Source organism: Paenibacillus jilunlii, from assembly GCF_900102965.1.
GTDB classification, from domain to species: Bacteria; Bacillota; Bacilli; order Paenibacillales; family Paenibacillaceae; genus Paenibacillus_AQ; species Paenibacillus_AQ jilunlii.
The window spans coordinates 97,408-111,047 of the sequence record NZ_FNGM01000014.1 but is presented as its reverse complement, the minus strand read 5'-3'; the positions used below and the strand labels follow the sequence as shown (position 1 = coordinate 111,047).

General features: G+C 54.9%; 13 protein-coding genes. 3 read left to right on the top strand and 10 right to left on the bottom strand.

Annotated features, from left to right (window positions below):
* From BLQ82_RS32135 to BLQ82_RS32130, 10 genes are all read right to left on the bottom strand, one after another.
* The coding region (locus BLQ82_RS32135) for a hypothetical protein (protein WP_167544714.1) at nt 1-351 on the bottom strand (351 nt) is incomplete at its 3' end.
* Between the two features lie 161 nt (nt 352-512).
* Nucleotides 513-1,439, bottom strand: a complete 927-nt coding sequence (locus BLQ82_RS22090) for a M15 family metallopeptidase (protein ID WP_062522569.1) — start codon at nt 1,437-1,439, stop codon at nt 513-515.
* A gap of 299 nt (nt 1,440-1,738) precedes the next feature.
* Nucleotides 1,739-3,616: a DEAD/DEAH box helicase gene (locus BLQ82_RS22085; RefSeq protein WP_074648495.1), complete on the bottom strand. Its 1,878-nt coding sequence runs from the start codon at nt 3,614-3,616 to the stop codon at nt 1,739-1,741.
* Nucleotides 3,617-3,962: 346 nt separating this feature from the next.
* A complete protein-coding gene (locus tag BLQ82_RS22080) occupies nt 3,963-5,633 on the bottom strand; it encodes an ABC1 kinase family protein (protein WP_062522571.1) in 1,671 nt (556 codons plus the stop codon).
* Nucleotides 5,634-5,981 carry a phasin family protein gene (locus tag BLQ82_RS22075; protein ID WP_062522574.1) on the bottom strand — a complete coding sequence of 116 codons (348 nt, stop codon included), beginning with the start codon at nt 5,979-5,981 and terminating at the stop codon, nt 5,634-5,636.
* A gap of 102 nt (nt 5,982-6,083) precedes the next feature.
* Nucleotides 6,084-6,716, bottom strand: a complete 633-nt coding sequence (locus BLQ82_RS22070) for a ThuA domain-containing protein (RefSeq protein WP_062522575.1) — start codon at nt 6,714-6,716, stop codon at nt 6,084-6,086.
* 141 nt (nt 6,717-6,857) lie between these two features.
* Nucleotides 6,858-7,670, bottom strand: coding sequence for a uroporphyrinogen-III synthase (locus BLQ82_RS22065; protein ID WP_062522577.1), 813 nt, complete (start codon nt 7,668-7,670; stop codon nt 6,858-6,860).
* 91 nt (nt 7,671-7,761) lie between these two features.
* Nucleotides 7,762-9,717, bottom strand: coding sequence for a methyl-accepting chemotaxis protein (locus BLQ82_RS22060; protein ID WP_244280940.1), 1,956 nt, complete (start codon nt 9,715-9,717; stop codon nt 7,762-7,764).
* Nucleotides 9,718-9,992: 275 nt separating this feature from the next.
* Nucleotides 9,993-10,394 carry a Fur family transcriptional regulator gene (locus tag BLQ82_RS22055; RefSeq protein ID WP_062522581.1) on the bottom strand — a complete coding sequence of 134 codons (402 nt, stop codon included), beginning with the start codon at nt 10,392-10,394 and terminating at the stop codon, nt 9,993-9,995.
* A 28-nt stretch (nt 10,395-10,422) separates the two neighbouring features.
* On the bottom strand, nt 10,423-10,560 hold the full coding sequence (locus BLQ82_RS32130) for a hypothetical protein (RefSeq protein ID WP_157243789.1): 138 nt from the start codon (nt 10,558-10,560) through the stop codon (nt 10,423-10,425).
* A 209-nt stretch (nt 10,561-10,769) separates the two neighbouring features.
* Here BLQ82_RS32130 and BLQ82_RS22050 point away from each other — a divergent pair, with 209 nt between their 5' ends.
* The 3 genes from BLQ82_RS22050 (at nt 10,770) to BLQ82_RS22040 (ending at nt 13,570) form a co-directional block, all read left to right on the top strand.
* The gene (locus BLQ82_RS22050; RefSeq protein WP_244280932.1) at nt 10,770-12,338 is read left to right on the top strand and encodes an FAD-dependent oxidoreductase; all 1,569 of its coding nucleotides are present in this window, start codon (nt 10,770-10,772) and stop codon (nt 12,336-12,338) included.
* 118 nt (nt 12,339-12,456) lie between these two features.
* Nucleotides 12,457-13,176 carry a 3-ketoacyl-ACP reductase gene (locus BLQ82_RS22045; RefSeq protein WP_062522583.1) on the top strand — a complete coding sequence of 240 codons (720 nt, stop codon included), beginning with the start codon at nt 12,457-12,459 and terminating at the stop codon, nt 13,174-13,176.
* Nucleotides 13,177-13,258: 82 nt separating this feature from the next.
* Entirely contained in the window at nt 13,259-13,570 is a 312-nt protein-coding gene (locus BLQ82_RS22040; RefSeq protein WP_062522585.1) for an antibiotic biosynthesis monooxygenase, read from the top strand.
* Nucleotides 13,571-13,640 lie beyond the last annotated feature (70 nt).

The window sequence follows — 13,640 nt, the reverse complement described above, 5'->3', positions numbered from 1 at the left end:
CAGTTGCCCACTTCTGACCAAATCAAAGGTACTTTTACCTCTCATTTCACTCAGTCGCCCACTTCTGGCTAAATCAAAGGTAGTTTTACCTCTCACTACCCTCAGTTGCCCAATTCCGGCTAAATCAAAGGTATTTATACCTCTCACTACCCTCAGTTGCCCACTTCTGGCTAAATCAAAGGTATTTTTACCTCTCATTTCATTCAGTCGCCCACTTCTGGCTAAATCAAAGGTATTTATACCTCTCATTTCAATCAGTCGCCTACTTCTGGCTAAATCAAAGGTATTTTTACCTCTCATTTCACTCAGTCGCCCACTTCTGGCCAAATCAAAGGTATTTATACCTCTCATTTCACTCAGTCGCCCTCGCGGCGCCCCCAAGTGATGAGCATTTTAATCCACTGTACACTCACACCATAAATGTATAATCCCTCTATACCAATACAAAAAAAGCACTGCCCTCCACCTTGCGGGGAATTACAGTGCAGTGCTTTAATGTATCAGCGGACCAATTATTTGGATACCGGAACAGCGTCATAGTACTCTTCCAGCGTAATGCCCCTCTCCGCGATGGAGGCAGCAATATCCTTTCCTACATAGCGGACATGCCAAGGCTCATACATATACCCTGTAATTGCCTGCTTGCCCTCCGGGTAGCGGATAATGAAACCATACTCAGCCGCATGAGCTGCCAGCCAGTTGGCTTCCTCTGTTCCGGCAAAGCAGCTTTCTGCCGCGCATTTGCCATCCGTGCCGGACAGGTCGATCGCCAGGCCGGTCTGATGCTCGCTGTGTCCAGGCACGGCGCTATAGGTACGGGCTTTCTCTTCGCCATCTCTTTTGACATAGTTATTAAACAGCCGGGTCTGTGTAGCCTCAGAACGGAAGCCGGAAACTCCGGCCAGATGTACGCCGTCTTTCAACGCACCTGCGAACATTTCCTCCAGTGCATCCGCAGCAGCCTTCCGCAGCATCCGCTTCTCAATCTTTTCCGAGAAAATAAACGGCACATCAGGATAGACCAGATCAGCCGGCTTATAGCCGTCCGGCAGCTTATACTGCTTATTAATCATAGCAGCCATACTATCCGGCTCGGCAGCGGTAAGCTCTGCTTCCGGATCGGTTGAACCGGAGTGGTCCGAATCAGAGGGCTTGTCCGTTGGCGTTGGCGAAGGCTTCGCAGCAGCCTCATTACCGGAATTATCCGGCTCGGCAGAAGGCCCGCTCCCTGTGGCCGCGTCTGGCTTCCCAGGGGCGCTGCTGGCTACGGCTGAAGGCTCCGGTGCAGAGCTTGGCTGTCCCTGAAGCTCATCTCCCGCGCTTGCGGAAGCTCCCTCCTCCTGTGAAGCCGAAGGTGAAGGTGAATTATATTTACCTATCACCCAGCCTACAGCAACTAAAATAATGAGTAAAATGACGATTTTGGCAATCTTAGACATATCCTGTGTTTCCTCCCAGTAAGTTAATGAATGCTCCAGACAAGCAGCCGGTAAATGCACAGACGGAGATTTTGCCCCGGCTTCGCTGACCAGCTTCGCACCCGGAACACCCGCAACCTATTCGCTATAGGCAATACTCTATGAAATCTGAAGTTCAAGTTATATTATAGACAAGCTTTGCGTCCAAAATGTTTCAAAACGTTAAAGATACACAAAGGCAAAAAAAATGTTACCACAGAATGCCAGCCTGCGCGGCTGACCGTCCTATGGTAACAAGTTTCACAAATGAAATCCAGCCTTTATCTGGATGAGCCGCGGCCGCCGCGTGTGCCGCCGGAGCCGTTGCCCCGGCCGCCACGGGAAGAGGCATTGCCTCCGCTGCTGCGCCCGCCCGGGCCGTAGCCGCCTTTGCCTCCCTTGGAGCCGCCGCGTGCGCCGCCCCCCTTGGCTGGCGCTGACGAACTCCAGCCCCCGGCGTCATTGCTGCGGGCCACATTCGCTCTGTGCTTAGGGCTGGCCTGAGCGCCGCCCGGATTATACCCGCTGCCGGAGCCCGCTCCTTTGGAGGCTCCGTAGCTGAAGCCTCCGGCTTCCGCGCCACGGGAAACGTTGGCGCTGTAGCCGCTGCTTGGGCCGCCTTTGGAACCGGCGGCCCCTTTGCCGCCGCGCTGGCCGGCGGCGCTTCCTCCGGCTGCATAACCTGCAGCCGGGCTGCCCCCGCGGGCGTCGAAGCTGCCATAGCCGCCGCCCGGTCTTGGCTTCGCCGCGCTTTTGCCGGCGGGCCCGCCGTCTCTTGGCGCAGCGTCGCCCCAGCCGCTGCGCTTGCCGCCAGCCGCTGCGCTGCGGCTGCGCCCTTCTGCAGGCGCGCCCCAGCCGCCTGCTTCCTTGCCGCGGCCGCGTCCGCCCGGCCGGGCCCCGGCTTCGGCGCGCGGAGCTCCGCCGCTGCGCCCCTGGGCGCGCCCGCCGCGTCCACTGCGGGCGCCTTCCGGCGCGGCGTTCTGGCGTCCGCCGCGCGGCGAGCCGCCGCCCTGCACGGAGGTGAATTCGCCTACGCCGAATTCATCCTTCTCGTACCGGCGGCGGTCCAGCCGCTGGGAAATGCCGTGCTCGATCAGCTCGAGCCCGGCGCGTTCACGCGGCGAAGAGAACGTGATCGCCAGTCCCTTGCCGCCTGCGCGGCCGGTCCGGCCGATCCGGTGAATGTAGCTGTCCGCATCCAGCGGCAGATCATAGTTGAAGACATGCGTGATGCCCTCGACATCCAGACCTCGGGCAGCCACATCCGTGGCCACCAGCAGCTGCAGCTTCGCCTCACGGAACCGTTTCATAACCGCTTCGCGTTTGCCCTGCGACAGGTCACCGTGCAGCTCGTCGCAATCATAGCCTGCAGCCTGGAGCGCTTCATTCAGCTTGGACACACGGCGTTTCGTCCGGCAGAAAATAATCGCCAGGTAAGGACGGTCCCGCTCAATCAGCGCAATCAAGGCTTCTTCCTTGTTGCGGTCCGAGCATTCCACCACCTGCTGGCGGATATTGTCCAGCGGAATAGGGGAACCGCTTTTGATAACGATATCCAGCGGTTCTTTCATGTAGTTGCTCGCCAGCCGCTTGATGGGGTCCGGCATTGTCGCGGAGAACAGCATCGTCTGACGGCGGTAAGGCACAGCCGTAATAATGGTCTCCACATCCTCCAGGAAGCCCATATGCAGCATTTGGTCGGCTTCATCCAGCACTAGCATCTTGACCCCGCCGAGATCCAGCGTTCCCCGGCGCAGATGATCCAGCAGCCTGCCCGGCGTCCCGATAATCAGATGCCGGCCGCCTTCCAGCTTGCGCAGCTGCTTTTCCACATCCTGGCCGCCATACACGGCCAGAATTTTCACTCCGGTATGGCGCGCCAGCTTGCGGGCCTCCTCGGTAATCTGCAGAGCCAGCTCGCGTGTCGGCGCCATGATGAGCGCCTGCGGGTACGCCTGCTCCACACGGATCTTGTCCATAATCGGCAGCAGGAAAGCCAGTGTCTTTCCTGTTCCCGTCTTGGCCCTTGCGATGACGTCCAGCCCTTGCACCAGCGGAGGAATCGCTTCCTCCTGCACCGGTGTAGGCCTAGCGATACCCTGACCCTGAAGCAGGCCGTTCAATAATTCAGATACTCCCAGTTCCTTAAAACCCGGCAATGTCTCCACCTCACAATTTTCTTTAATTTGTTCATTTCATATCACTATAGTCATCCAGTTTCTGGAGTAATGTAGGGATGCTGCGGCTGCCGCGTATTCAAACAAAAGCGGAAGAACCCCGTCACCGGAGCCCTTCCGTCTCACTAGCCGCCCTTCAGCCCTGCAGATGCGCGGTCCAAGGTTCGGTTTCTGGGGCAGCAGCGATCCACCGGACATTCAGACGGCACTCCATTTGCGTTCCATTACACTCTATATCCAAGCTTCTTATAGGAATAAAAAGTTAACCTTTATATTGTACTTGATCCCGCGCTGTTTGTGTGCAACTCCCCAAGAATAATTATTACAGCTAAAACCGTCCTGACTTAAATATGGAGTACAGCAGCCATAGAATCATCAGCAGGGCGATCACCGAGCCGATTTCGACAATCGGGAAATCCCAGAGCATGGAAGGCTCTCCCCGCAGCGAAGAGGCAATAATCAGCCCGGCCATAATAATGCTGAAGGCCAGCAGCACAATGCTGAACGAGAGGCGGTTACCCACCCGGCTAACCTTCTGTTCAATTCCCTTCAGCTCAGGCAGCACGACCTCCACCTTCAGCTTGCCTTTGCCAACGAGCGCAGACAGCTGTCTCGCCTGTGCCGGAAGCTCTACCAGACTTTCGGCGAGGTCAGCTACGCCGCCGAGAATTTTGCGCTGCAGGCGGCTGCCGCTGAAGCGCTGCCTGACCAGCCGCTTGCCGAAGGGTTCGGCCATCTGCACAATGCTGAAGGCCGGGTCAAGGTTGCCGACAACCCCCTCCAGCGTCAGCATGGTTTTGCTGAGCATTGCCAGGTCAGGAGGAATGACCAGCCTGTGCTTGCGGGCAATGCCGAACAGATCATTCAACGCCTTGCCGATGCTGACCTGCTTGAACGGGATATCATAGTATGCCTCGCGAAGCCTGTCCATATCATCATGCAGCGCCATCCGGTCGGCTTCCTCGGGAATGACACCCAGCCGCAAAATCGCCCGCACCATAGAATCGGTATTCTTGCGCATTAGGGCGATGACAAGCGCAGACAGGCTGTCCTTCATCTCTTCGCTCAGCCGGCCAACCATGCCGAAATCAATCAGCGCGAGTTTCCCGTCATCCAGCAGCATGACATTGCCGGGATGAGGATCAGCATGAAAAAAACCATGAATAAAAATCTGGTTCAGCATCATCTCCACCAGCTGTTGGGCTAGCGTCTTCAGCTTAACGCCCTTCAGGAGCAGCTCTTCGCGGTGGTTCAATGTGATGCCTTCGACATATTCCATTGTCAGCACCCGGGTGGAGCTGTAATCCCAATATATCGCCGGGATATAGACCTGATCGTGCTCCGTAAGCTGGCCGGCAATCCGTTCCGCATTGCGCCCTTCCTGGCCATAATCCAGCTCTGCCAGCAGCGCCCGGGAGAATTCCTCTGCCATCCGGATCAGCCCGTATTGCTTCGCCCAGTCCAGCTTCCTCTCGGCCAGGGCGCATAGATCCTGTAAAATTTCCAGATCCCGTGTCATGGTCCGCATCACACCGGGACGCTGGATTTTGACCGCCACACTCTGTCCGCCATGCAGTACAGCCCGGTGCACTTGGCCAATGGAAGCTGCGGCAAGCGGGGCATTCTCAAAGTAGCTGAACATTTCATCAATCGGCTGATCAAGCTCCTGCTCCAAAATATTGCGCGCCGTTTCCGCCGAGAACGGAGGGACACTGTCCTGAAGCTTCACCAGTTCCTGAATAATGGAATCGGGCAGCAGATCGGAACGGGTGCTGGCCAATTGGCCCAGCTTCACAAAGGTTGGCCCCAAATCCTCAAGCACCCTGCGGATCCGCTCCTCCAGCGTCAGACTCTCGTGAACCTCCTGGGTAATCATCCGGCGCGGAAGGGACAGCAGATGGTAGAGGCCAAGTTCCTCCACCATATAGCCGAAGCCATGACGCATCAGCGCCATGGCAATAGACCGGTACCGCCCGGCATGTCTTATACGTACAGCCATTTAGTCCGTACGCTGTTCCGGCAGGGCTTCCTCCGTCGAAGGAGTTCCCTCCAGCTCCGCCACACGGCGCTCCAGGACAGCAATCCGTGCTTCCAGCCCGGCAACATCACTCTGAACAGGGATTTTAAGCTCCTTCAGCACACGTTCCACCTGTTCATGAACCGCAGATTTGAATACTCCGCGTTCTTCCTCGCCGCGCTCCACCAGCCGGTCAACGAGGGCCTTGGATTCCGAGGGGGCCAGCTCGCCCCGCTTCACCAAATCTTCAACTACCTTTTCTACCTTTTCCTTGCTGACAATGGTGAGGCCGACTCCTAAAGAGATTGCTTTCTTGAACAAATCACTCATGGCACTTTCCTCCCAATGATTCCATTTATGGATAGAGTATACCCTTTTGCGGGCCATTTCACAAAATTCAAGCCTGTGCACAGCCGCCGCACTATATATATATTATCTAGGGATCCGCGCCGCCCAGGTAGCCGCCCGCAGGATCAGCTGACGAATCGCCGGATGTGTGAAGGAGGGTTCATGATGGCCGGGCATCAGAAATACCACCCGTCCAAGCCCGTAGCTGTGACACCAGGCGGCCGGACGCATTTCACCATCTGCTTCATACTCCAGTAGAATCGTCTTCTCCGTAAACGGATCGAAGTCGAACGTATACGGCTCCTCATCCAGCTGAAAGTCTTCCATGCCCTCGGTAATGTCATGCTCCAGCACCTTGAAGTTCAGCGGAGTATAAGGCGGATGCCCGGTAAACCTGCCGCCGATCAAATGGGCCAGCTCATAACGTTTGGCCAGCGAAATTCCGGTATGCAGCACGATCAGTCCGCCGCCGCCGCTCACATAGCTCAGCAGACCCGCAGTCTGCTGGGGGGACACGGTCTCATTCCATAACTCATTGTATGCGATGCACAGATCATATCCTGATAAGTGCTCGCTGAGCAGCAGCTTTTTATTCTCCGAACACTGCACAATCAGCAGATCATTCAGGATATCGCTGATTTGTTTGTCCACACCCTGCAGCGGATGAAAACGGGGGTGGGTATAGTCACCCAAAAGCAGACATTTTCTCTTGTCCATAGGGGACCTCCTCCTTCTTTCTGTATCTATAGTTGTCTTTTTAGTTGCCTATATTCTAAGTAAAATGGCTGAGGTTGTCCATTGCCCGCAATAAATGTCCGTGCCTATGAGACTTCCTATATCTATTGGCTTAACAGACCATCAGCGGCGGGACGCGATATATTTCCCAAGTTCCACAAACATGCTGCCCATCCGTTCATGCTCGGGCATCACAATCCGCGTTATTCCTTCCTCCTTCAGGGGTTCCGAGGTGATCCGTCCTACAGAAACCGCCAGCACCTTGTGCTCAAAGGCCTCCACCAGCTCCTTCAGTTTCCCCTGCTCCCTGGCATACTGAGCCAAAAAACGGAATTGCGGAGCGCTCGTGAAGGCTACTGCATCGACTCTGCCTTCTGTAATCTCTTCATACAGCCGGGCCAGCGCCCCAGGCTCCGGCGGCGTATGGCGGTACGGCTCCACTTGAAGGACTGACGCCCCCGCCTCCTTCAGCCAGGCCACCAACTGGGGAGCAGGATCGCCATGGAGCTGCAGAGCAACCGACTTGCCGCGCAGATCCCAGTCTTTCAGGCCCCGAACCAGCCCGGCTGTACTCCCGTCATCATCGCGTACTTCAGGCCGGAGTCCCCGCTTCTTCAGCGCATTAACCGTCTTGTAGCCGCGTGCGGCAATTGGCGAAGCCGAGAGAACCTCCAGAAACCGCGCCTCCAGTTCCATCTCCGCTGCCATTTCAAACAGCGCCTCCAGCCCCATCCCTGTCGTCAGAATAGCCAGATCAGGCGGATGGGCTATCCAGGCGGCAATTCCTTTCCGCAGCGCCTGATCATCCAGAAACACCGTCCCCTGGGCAGGACGGTGCAGCGCCGTGCCTCCCATGTTCTGCACCAGCCTGGCCATTTCTTCCGCCTTGCGCGGACCGGCAAGGGCGACGGTAATACCTTGCAATTGCTCTGCCATATTCTTTCTCCCCCTCATCAGCCCACAAACTTATTGCTTATCAGTATACTTGCATTGGGCGCAAAAAGAAAAGATGAAAAGCAATTTCCGCCTATTTCTCCGACAGCTTAAAACGTCCCACGAGCTCCTGCAGCTCCCCGGCAAGATGGCTTAGATCCGCTGAGGAGGATGCAATCTCCTCTACCGAAGCCAGCTGCTCCTGAGCGGCGGCTGATATCGTTTCTGTGTTGCCGGACGCCTCTTGAGAGATCGCTTGAATCTCATGGATCGCAGCTTTCATACTGACAGCTTCAGCCGTCAGTGTGCCAACGGCTTCCACCATGGCTTCAATCTTCTCGGCCGCCCCCTTAACTGCTCTGCGGATGCGGGAGAAAGAGCGCCCGGTGGTATCCACCGCCATTATGCCTTCCGACACCTTCCTGCGGGCATCCTCCATTGTCGCCGTTGCCTGCTGCATCTCCGTGTTAATGGAATCAATCTGATCTGCAATCCTGTGCGCGGATCCCTCTGATTCCTCAGCCAGCTTGCGGACTTCAGCAGCAACAACTGCGAAGCCTCTGCCCTGCTCCCCGGCTCTGGCCGCCTCAATAGAAGCATTGAGCGCCAGCAGATTAGTCTGGCGGGCAATTCCCGTAATTACACCGACAATCCCGTGAATCTCTCCTGTACGGTCATTCAGCTTGCCGATTACACTGCTGAGCTCCTCCACTGTCTCGTGAATGCCGTTAATTTTGTCCACCACGTGGATCACCGAATCATTGCCCTCGGCAGCGGACAGCGAGGTCTTCTCCATCATTGCCGACACCTGCTCCATGAATCCGGAGATATGCTCCACTTCACCCGCGGTTGCCGCTGTGCTCTCCATTCCTCTCTGCACACTGTGCACCTGCCGCTCTGTGCCTGCCGCTACCTCCTGAATCGCTATCGTTACGTGCTCAATAGCCTTCGTAGTCTGTTCCGCCCCGGCAGTGAGCTCTTCTGCAGAAGCGGACACATTGCCGGTCATCTCCTTTACACCTGTAATCATGTCGCGCAGATTGGCAACCATTGAACTGAAATTGTCGGCAAGAAACCCGATTTCATCCTTGCGGAAGCGGCCGATGTCCTCTGACAGGTCGCCACTGGCAATGACCTCCGTAGCTTTGCGCAGACGGGTGAGGGGCTTAAGGATCGAAGCCACGTTGAAATACACCAGCATAAGCGCAAGCAGCACGGAGACGGCGATGACAATCAGAGCCGTATCACGGATTCCTTGAGTGGCTGCCGTCACCTCACTTTTGCTGATGGTGCCCCCGATTCTCCAGCCGGTTAGCCCGTTCACCTGATACGTCAGCTTTTGGGGAGCGTTGTTGTAGGTATAGTCAAACGAACCGTGTTCTCCGTTAAACATTTGCTTAACGAAAGCAAGCGACGATTCTTGGCCAATGGGTTCAATAGGATGTACAAGAAATTTTTTGCTGCTGTCGACCAAAAAAATATATCCTTCCTTCCCAACCTTTATGTTCGTCAGATCGGCAATTTCCTCCAGATTGAGGTTCAGAGCGATCACCCCGCCCCCATCTTCAAGCACTGCGGAAACCGCAACTGCTGTTTCGCCATTAACCGTCTGGAAGGCCGGTGAGATCACCGCCCCCTTCCCGTGCTTCAGTGCACTGACATAAGCGTCCTCCTTCCGCGGGTCATACCCTTCCGGAAGTTTCGCATCCGAGGCATGTACCATCCCTGCCCGGCTGGTTGCCACGTAAATATCCAGAACATCGGGATGCAGCGCAGCGTACTCCTTCAATCTGGCCTCTACCGCAGCGCTGCCGTCTCCATCGATAGCCGAGGAGGAGAGCTGCTGGGCAAAATACTGAATATCATCCACTTTGGATTGCATATTCACATTAATGATTTCGTTCACCGCAGCTACACTTTCAGCGGCATTGTCCAGAAGCTGGCCTTCCACTTTGCTGCTGGCCGATTCATAAGTTTGCCAGCCTATGATGATACTTGGCACCAGGAGGACAACCAGATATGTAAGAATTAGCTTCATACGGATAGTCATATTCACTTTATGTTTCATCCTTCTTTGCTCACTCTCGCTTTCTTATGAGTCTTAAGTATGACCTATGTACCGTCTAATATATAATTATATATCACTCCTAAAAAACCTTTTTTTTTCAACAACTCTTCAGTATTCTCATACTTATTTGGAGAATTTTCATATAACCGCAGCAAAAAGACCGTTTAATGAAAACGGTCTTTTCTTATATCTGCATATGGTTTCCGGGACTATATAGTTGAACTGGAAATCTACCTGGCCCTTATTCCTGCGAACGTTCAGGGCTGCTTGGCCCCTTTGCTTCTGCAATTCGGGCACACTCCTCCAAACACTACATGCGCATGGGTTATCTTATAGCCTGTCTCCCTGCTCACCTGGTCAGTCCACTCCTGCGGCACCTGGGTCATCACCTCATCCACTGCCCCGCACACCTCGCACAGGATATGCTGATGGTCATCAAGACGGGCATCATAGCGGCTGGCGGCTTCCCCCAGTTTGAGCTCACGGATCATTTGTTTGTCCGAAAGATAACGCAAAGAATTATATACGGTTCCATAGGCGAGGTTGTGCCCTTGCTCTACCAGCCGGTTCATTACCTCTGCTGCAGTGGGGTGGTCATGTGAACTCCGGACAATGTCATACACAGCTTGACGCTGGGAGGTCAGATTCAGGGTCTTCATCTTCATCATCCTCTGATTTATTTTTAGATCAAGTATAAATCCAGATGACCACAGCGTCAATGAGGAAGGCTGCATCTTGCAGATCAACGGGACACAGCAGGCCGATTTCCCCGTCTGCTGCAGTCAGCCTTCCTGGTCCTCCCAAACGGCAAAACTGCTCAGCCATTTTTGATCCACTCCAAAGATCCCTTCTTCCGTTACCGCATTTGTTCCGGCATGGATCATTCCCTGCTCCAAATCCGTCCTAACGGCTGCTGCCCCTTATTGTGGCATGGCTATCTCTATTTCATGCACCCCTGGTGTCTGACGGGTTTCTTTTAGCGGGAGTGTGGTAATAAATGAAATGAGTCTTTACAGTGATGGAGGAGATTAAATATGAAGGAAAACAGGATGAACAGCCCCCAGTTCCCGCAGAGCCTTCCGCAATTCCCGCAATCGTTATGGAGAGCCAGTACGGAGGTGCCATCCTTTCCGGCTCTTGCGGAAGACCATTCTACAGATGTCGCGATTGTTGGCGGCGGGATTACCGGGATTACGACTGCCTATCTGCTGACCCAGGCGGGGTATAAGGTAACGCTGCTGGAAGCAGGTGAACTTTTTGCCGGCACTACCGGGTTTACCACCGCCAAAATCACCGTACAGCATGGCCTGATCTACCACGATTTAGTCAATAACTTCGGAGAAGAAGCAGCACGGCTCTACTATCAGTCCAACAACGAGGCATTGAAGTGGATGGTGCAGACCGCAGAAGAACTGAAGTTGTCCTGTGGCCTCACACGCGAAGCGGCTTATCTCTACGCAGATGAGGGGGATGAGAAGACGCTGAAGCAGCTTGAAGAGGAGTTCAAGGCTTATGGCAGGATCGGGCTTCCAGGTGAGTGGCAAGACCATATTTCGCTTCCGCTGCGGAGTGACGGTGCCCTTAAGCTGCCGGGACAAGCCCGTTTCCATCCGCTCCAGTATCTTAAGGGACTGCTGGAGGTTATTTTGGATAAAGGCGGGATTATCTACGAGCATACCATGATTGGAGAACAAGTCGACAAGGACAGCGGCATGCTCACACTGTATACAGAGCAGAGCAAACTTAAAATCAGGTGCCGGCATGCGGTATCGGCTTCGCACTATCCTTTTTATGATGGCGGCGCTTTATATTTCTCCCGTCTGCATGCGGAGCGTTCCTATTGTCTGGCCATTGATCCGGAAACCGATTATGAGGGCGGAATGTATTTAAGTGCGGGAGACCCCACCCGTTCGCTGCGGGCCGTGGAATGGAACGGCAAGAAGCTGGTCATTGTCGGAGGGGACAACCATAAGACGGGGCAAGGCATCTGCACCCATGGCCATTATGAGAATCTGGAGAAGTTCGCCGGGGAACTGCTGGGCATTCGGGGCATTCCCTTCCGGTGGTCGACCCAGGATCTCATTACTCTGGACCGTGTCCCTTACATCGGCAAAAGAACCGAGGATGAGGAAATTTATATCGCCACCGGCTTCCGCAAATGGGGCATGACGAACGGAACACTGGCCGCACGCATGATAGCGGATGGCATCCAGCGGCGCAACAATCCTTATACGGAACTGTATGACCCTTCACGCTTCAAAGCCCGGCCTTCAGTTAAAAACTTCATTGTCCAAAACGCCAATGTTGCAAAGGAACTGGTTGCAGGCAAAGTGGAGATTGTGCATAAAAGGACGCATGAACTGGAGCCGGATCAAGGGGCGGTGGTCTTCCACGACGGCAAGCGCGTTGGAGCCTACCGCGATCCCGAAGGAAAGCTGCACCTGGTGGACAGAACCTGCACCCATATGGGCTGCGAAACCGAGTGGAACGATGGTGAACGCTCCTGGGACTGCCCTTGCCACGGCTCCCGTTATTCTTATGATGGAGAGGTGCTGGAGGGTCCGGCAACTGTTCCGCTGACTAAGCTGGAAGTTGAAAAATAAGACCGGAAGGTGCGTTCTCCTTCCCTTCGCGTGCTTCTCTTTTCCCGCTCAGGTATAATGGGAGCTGAATAGCAGCCTCATTACTAAGCTTATGTAAAAAGGAGCGTGAAGTTAGATTATGGATTTGAGAGGAAAAAGCATTGTCATCACCGGTGCCGGCAAAGGGATCGGCAAAGCTCTGGCCATGGCGCTGGCCAAGGAAGGTGCAAATCTGGGGTTAGTCTCCAGAACAGCAGCTGATCTGGAGGCGCTCAAGTCAGCGCTGACTGAAGTGTACGATATTAAGGTAAGCATCGCGGTGGCAGATATTGCTGTCCGCGAGGACGCTGAACGGGCGGTCGTCTCCCTGCAGAATGACCTCGGCGCGTTTGACGCTTTGATTAACAATGCCGGGATCGCCAAATTCGGCACATTTCTGGAAATGGACCCTGCGGATTGGGAACGCCATATGCAGATCAATCTGTTCGGCACCTACTATGTCACCCGGGCAGCCCTGCCTGCAATGATTGAGCGCAGCAGCGGCAATATCATCAACATCTCTTCTACAGCCGGAGAACGGGGCTTTGCCACCGGCTCTGCTTACTGTGCTTCTAAGTTTGCGCTGATGGGCATGACCGAGGCGCTGGCGCAGGAAGTCCGTAAGCACAACATCCGTGTGGTCGCTCTCACACCAAGCACTGTCAACACCGGCCTTGCGGAGAATGCCGGCCTGAAGATTGGCGATGAGGACCGGATGATGCAGCCTGAGGATGTGGCCGAGCTGACCCTGGCCGCCCTGAAGCTGCCCGACCGTGTCTTCCTGAAGACTGCGGGGATCTGGACAACCAATCCGCAATAAGCGGTTAAGGCTGTCACCCCGCTGCGGCGGTCTTACAGAAAGGGTACGGGTAGGATTCTCTAGCATGAAGGAGGTCTTTGGAATGCTTGTAGTTACCAATACCATCAAGATCAAGGAGGGCCATGCTGAGGCCATAGCCCAGCGCTTCGGGGCATCAAACGGGGTACAGGACATGCCCGGCTTCGTCCGTATGGAGGTATGGCACGGCAGCCCCAAAGATGGTGCAGAGGAACTGAAAATTTGCACCGTATGGGAGAACGAGGATGCTTTTAAGGGCTGGACTTCCAGCGACGCCTTCCGTCAGTCGCATCGCGGCGCAGGCGGGAATGAAGCGATTCTTGGCGCCTCGCTGGACAAATATGAACTGCTTGTCAGCCGTACGCCAGGGGAGTAGGCTATCAGGCGTTCGCTTGCGACGAATTCAAAGGTATTTTTACCTTTCATTTCGCCAGATAGCCCGCTTG